Origin of the sequence: Psychromonas antarctica (assembly GCF_022267535.1) — a bacterium.
GTDB classification, from domain to species: domain Bacteria; phylum Pseudomonadota; class Gammaproteobacteria; order Enterobacterales; family Psychromonadaceae; genus Psychromonas; species Psychromonas antarctica.
Map to the genome: position 1 here is coordinate 1 of NZ_JAHNZV010000157.1, position 4,657 is coordinate 4,657.

General features: G+C 41.9%; 3 protein-coding genes, 1 rRNA gene and 2 pseudogenes. 2 read left to right on the forward strand and 4 right to left on the reverse strand.

Going from position 1 to position 4,657, the window contains the following annotated elements; genetic code table 11:
- The first annotated feature begins 4 nt into the window (after nt 1–4).
- Together rrf and bioH are read left to right on the forward strand one after the other, a co-directional pair.
- A 5S ribosomal RNA gene (gene rrf, locus KSO91_RS16045) occupies nt 5–120 on the forward strand.
- Nucleotides 121–397: 277 nt separating this feature from the next.
- Nucleotides 398–1,174 carry a pimeloyl-ACP methyl ester esterase BioH gene (bioH, locus tag KSO91_RS16050; protein ID WP_238744040.1) on the forward strand — a complete coding sequence of 259 codons (777 nt, stop codon included), beginning with the start codon at nt 398–400 and terminating at the stop codon, nt 1,172–1,174.
- 102 nt (nt 1,175–1,276) lie between these two features.
- Here the strand turns inward: bioH and KSO91_RS16055 are convergent, their stop codons facing one another.
- The 4 genes and pseudogenes from KSO91_RS16055 to KSO91_RS16070 all read right to left on the reverse strand — a co-directional run.
- Nucleotides 1,277–2,647 (reverse strand): L-serine ammonia-lyase, encoded by a 1,371-nt coding sequence (locus KSO91_RS16055; RefSeq protein ID WP_238744041.1) that lies wholly within the window; start codon nt 2,645–2,647, stop codon nt 1,277–1,279.
- A 269-nt stretch (nt 2,648–2,916) separates the two neighbouring features.
- Nucleotides 2,917–4,035 (reverse strand): glycine cleavage system aminomethyltransferase GcvT, encoded by a 1,119-nt coding sequence (gcvT, locus tag KSO91_RS16060; RefSeq protein WP_238744042.1) that lies wholly within the window; start codon nt 4,033–4,035, stop codon nt 2,917–2,919.
- Between the two features lie 111 nt (nt 4,036–4,146).
- Nucleotides 4,147–4,539 (reverse strand): annotated as a pseudogene (locus KSO91_RS16065) (glycine dehydrogenase (aminomethyl-transferring)); the annotation flags it as partial.
- Nucleotides 4,539–4,657, reverse strand: a pseudogene (locus KSO91_RS16070) (IS1595 family transposase); the annotation flags it as partial. The pseudogenes KSO91_RS16065 and KSO91_RS16070, both read right to left, overlap by 1 nt.

Genomic DNA, 4,657 nt, shown 5'->3' on the forward strand with positions numbered 1-4,657 from the left:
TTTGCTTGGCGAACATAGCACTGTGGTACCACCTGATCCCTTTCCGAACTCAGAAGTGAAACGCAGCCGCGCCGATGGTAGTGTGGGGTCTCCCCATGTGAGAGTAGGTCATCGCCAAGCGCCTAATTAAAATAGCCCCACTGGTTAGTTCTGGTGGGGCTTTTTTAATTGTGCTGATTTATGCATGACCTACTCTCGAGTAGGGCGAGTTTGCCGCTAGGCAAGAGTCACGAGCGGACGAGCTCTGCGAGCCCTGACCATCGCCAAGCGCCCCTTTTTATTATAAAGAGCACGATAACCCCCCACCCTTCGAAAGAAGGGTGGGGGTTTTTCGTTTAAGCGTTATCACCCAAGTGTTATAATACTAACTATGAAAAAGCTAAGGGATATTTAGAGTATGAGCAATGCATTATATTGGCAAGTATCAGGACAAGGGCATGATCTTGTATTAGTACATGGTTGGGGGATGAATGGAGCTGTTTGGCAACAAATAGTAGATGTGCTTGATGTCGATTTTCGAGTGCATGTAGTGGACTTGCCCGGTTATGGACACAGCGCGCATTGTAATGCACAAAATCTAGAGGAGATCGCGGAACAATTAATGGTCGACGCACCCAAAAATGCGATTTGGGTTGGTTGGTCATTAGGCGGTTTAGTTGCAACTCATATGGCTATATATCATACAGACTATGTAAATAAGCTTGTTACTGTCGCTAGTTCACCTAAGTTTTCAGCAGATAAAGAACCTAACATGTGGCGTGGCATACAGCCTGATGTACTAACTGTCTTCACTGAGCAACTGATGGAAAACTTTCAAACTACCATCGAACGCTTTATGGCTTTACAGTCTATGGGCAGTCCATCAGCACGAAAAGATGTTAAGCAACTTAAGCAGGCCGTTTTGTCTCGTCCTCTACCTGACTTTGATTCTTTATTAGCGGGTCTGAAAATGTTGTCTGAAATCGATTTACGGCCTCAACTTACACAGATTCCTGTACCTATGCTGCGTTTATATGGCCGTTTAGACGCCCTTGTTCCGGTTGATGTAGCCGAAGTGATAGGTAAGGTGTTACCTAATACAGAGCAATATATTTTCAATCAATCATCTCACGCGCCTTTTATGACGGAAGCGAATATGTTCTGCGAACAGTTGCTTCGCTTTGCTAATAAATAATAGCAAGTTTTCTGGTTATCTATTTATGCTTACTAAAGTAAAAGCTCGCTAGCTGCAAACAATATTTGCATATTCGCATAAGTACTACTAGGAAATTAGCATTTATTCGCAGGGTGGTCCAATATGAATAATAGCCAAGCCTCCGAGTGATGTTTCTCGGTATTTCTTATTCATGTCTTTTCCTGTCTGATACATAGTACTTACTACTTTATCTAATGATATCAGACAATTACTTGTACGTTTCAATGCCATTCTAGAAGCGTTGATAGCTTTAATCGCCCCCATAGCATTACGCTCAATACAAGGCACCTGAACAAGTCCAGCAATTGGATCGCAGGTCATACCTAGAGAATGTTCCATGGCTATTTCCGCTGCAACACAGATCTGTTCATTACTGCCACCTCTTAGCGATGTTAATCCTGCTGCTGCCATTGAAGTGGATACACCTATTTCCCCCTGGCAACCAACTTCTGCACCAGATATAGACGCATTCATTTTATAAAGCATACCAATTGCACCTGCAACGGCAAAAAAATCACGCAGCTGTTTAATCTCAAGTTGTTGTATAAATTGGTTATAATACATAAGAACAGCGGGAATCACTCCTGATGCACCATTAGTTGGCGAAGTGACTACTTTACCACCGGCGGCATTCTGCTCACTTGCTGCAAATGCATAAGCGTTCACCCAGTCCATTATCTCCATCGGATCGTTAGTTAAAACCTGATTAGCTTCTAGCTGTTTTAATAACGCTGCCGCCCGACGGGTTACGTTCAGGCCTCCTTCAAGAATGCCTTCTGTTCTCAGACCTTCATTGACACATGAGGTGATGGTGTGCCAAATCAAATCGGTCATTTGACTTATCTCTTCATCACTTCTGAAAGCCAATTCATTTCTCAGGATCAGTCCCCCTAGGCTGTAGCCGTTGATCTCTGCCTGATTTAGCATCTCTTCAGCGTTTTTAAAAGGAAACTCAACTTCAGTAGCGTGACACTTAGCGCCATTTTCAAATTCACTTTCCGTGACTATAAAGCCTCCGCCCACTGAATAGTAAATCTCTTTTTCAAGTAATTTATTTTGCTCACTAAATGCAGAAATACTCATGCCATTTTCATGTTTCGGTAAATTACTACTGTGAAAAACGATATCGGATTCACTATTAAAATGAATAGAATGTGCCCCATATAGCCGTAAAGAGCGATTAGCGACGCTGGTTTTGTAGATTTGGTTAGTACGTTGAATGTCAATTGTGTCTGGTCTGTGACCTAGTAAACCTAGAATGATTGCTTTGTCAGTATGGTGCCCTCGGCCTGTTAACGACAGTGAACCATATAAATCGATTTTTATTCGTGCAACAGAAGGGGTCATAGAGGGGAGTTTTTGGCTGAACTGATGCCCTGCCAACATTGGCCCGTTAGTGTGTGAACTGGAAGGTCCAACTCCTATTTTAAAAATATCGAAAATAGAAAACATTAGTTCACCTGCACTTCTTATTGAAGCTATCCGAACGTAGATGAATAGCGAATACGAACAGAGCTTCTGTATTAAAAAAAATAGATGTAATGTTGTGTAACTAACTGATTCACATAAAATCACATGTACTTTAAGCTTAACGCGACATATCAATCCACCTCAAAGTGCTGAAATTAGCTTTGAGGTAGCTTGCTGTTAAAAAACTGTAAAGGCTAAAAAAAGTGGAAAATCAATTCGCTATCACTTAATTTTTAAGTGTTTTTCTATTATCAACCACGATGATAGCGTTGTGGCACAAAGGGCATTTTTTCAACTGTCATAGACAACTTTTTACCTCGAACTTCGGCAAAAATCTCCGTGCCAATAGCGATAAAGTTAGTGTCCATATAGGCCATTGCAACCGGCAGGCCTTTTGATGGACCAAAAGTGCCACTTGTGACAATACCAATTTCATTATCTGCGCCATCGAATAATTTACTGCCTTCACGTACTGGTGCTTTAGTGTTACCTACTACGCCAATTCGCTTACGGTTAATATTTTTAGTTTTAATTTGTTCTAAGATTAGTTCCGCTCCGGGGAAACCACCAGAGCGATTGCCATCATAACGTCGAACGTTACCGATAGCCCACAATAAATTGGCTTCAACAGGTGTCGTTGTTGGATCTAGATCATGACCGTATAAACATAAACCACATTCAAGCCGTAATGAATCTCGTGCACCAAGACCAATCCATTCTACTTCCGTAAAAGCAAGTAACTCACCCGCTAGGGCTTGGGCATTTTTAGCTGGCACTGATATTTCAAAACCATCTTCGCCGGTATAACCTGAGCGACTGACATAACATTCTATGCCCGCAAGTTGTATTATTGCCGCGTCCATAAAGACCATTTCATTGATCATTGGATTTAAGTTCGCTAAGACTTGTGCTGCTTGCGGGCCTTGTAATGCAAGTAACGCACGATCTTCAATAACCTCTAATCTTACATCAGCAGATAGATTAGCTTGCAAATGTGCGATATCTTCAGCTTTGCATGCGGCATTGACAACAATAAACAAGTGGTCACCAAAATTTGTTACCATCAAATCGTCGTTAATTCCACCTTGCTCATTAGTAAAAAAAGCATATCGTTGTTTGCCCACTGGTAAATCTATAATGTCGGCAGGAACAAGAGACTCCATGACATGGGGTGCTTTTTCACCGATAAGACGCAATTGCCCCATATGTGAAACATCAAATAATCCCGCTGCTTCGCGACAATGTAAATGCTCTTTACGTACACCTAGCGCATATTGCACGGGCATATCATAGCCGGCGAAAGGTACCATTTTCCCACCCATTTCTACATGCATAGAATGTAAAGGCGTCATTAGTAATTGTTCAGACATCGGTTTATAACTCCATCATTGATATTTATTATGATTGAATTGATCCCCCAGAACCATTGGGTATCAATTCCTTAAGCTTACTCGTTTTCATCTCGTAAGCTTCACCTCTAGTTACTTATCAATATAACTGTCAATACTCGGGCAAGAACAGATTAAATTACGGTCTCCAAAAACATTATCTACGCGATTGACTGTTGGCCAGTATTTAGCACCTTTGCTGAATTCTGATGGGAAACAAGCTAATTCACGCGAGTATGTATGTGTCCATTCTGTTTCCATTAGATCAACCTGGGTATGAGGAGCATTCACTAGTGGGTTATCTTGTAACGTCCATTCACCCGATTCAACTTTGCTCGCTTCATGACGGATAGCAATCATTGCATCACAGAATCTATCTAGCTCTGTTAAGTTCTCCGATTCTGTCGGTTCAATCATTAATGTGCCGGCGACTGGGAATGACATGGTAGGCGCGTGAAAGCCGTAATCCATTAAACGTTTCCTGATTACCCATAAAGCTCAGCCATGCTTAAATAGCGTTGTGGCATAGGCGGAGTACGTAAGGCAACGAACATAAACCGAGGCAGCATATCCTCAAGCGTGAAACGACGATTAAATCTATAAC

Coding starts and splice junctions, on each gene's coding strand:
- bioH (WP_238744040.1), top strand. CDS start 398: ATGAGCAATGCATTATATTGGCAAGTATCAGGACAAGGGCATGATCTT.
- KSO91_RS16055 (WP_238744041.1), bottom strand. CDS start 2,647: ATGTTTTCTATTTTCGATATTTTTAAAATAGGAGTTGGACCTTCCAGT.
- gcvT (WP_238744042.1), bottom strand. CDS start 4,035: ATGTCTGAACAATTACTAATGACGCCTTTACATTCTATGCATGTAGAA.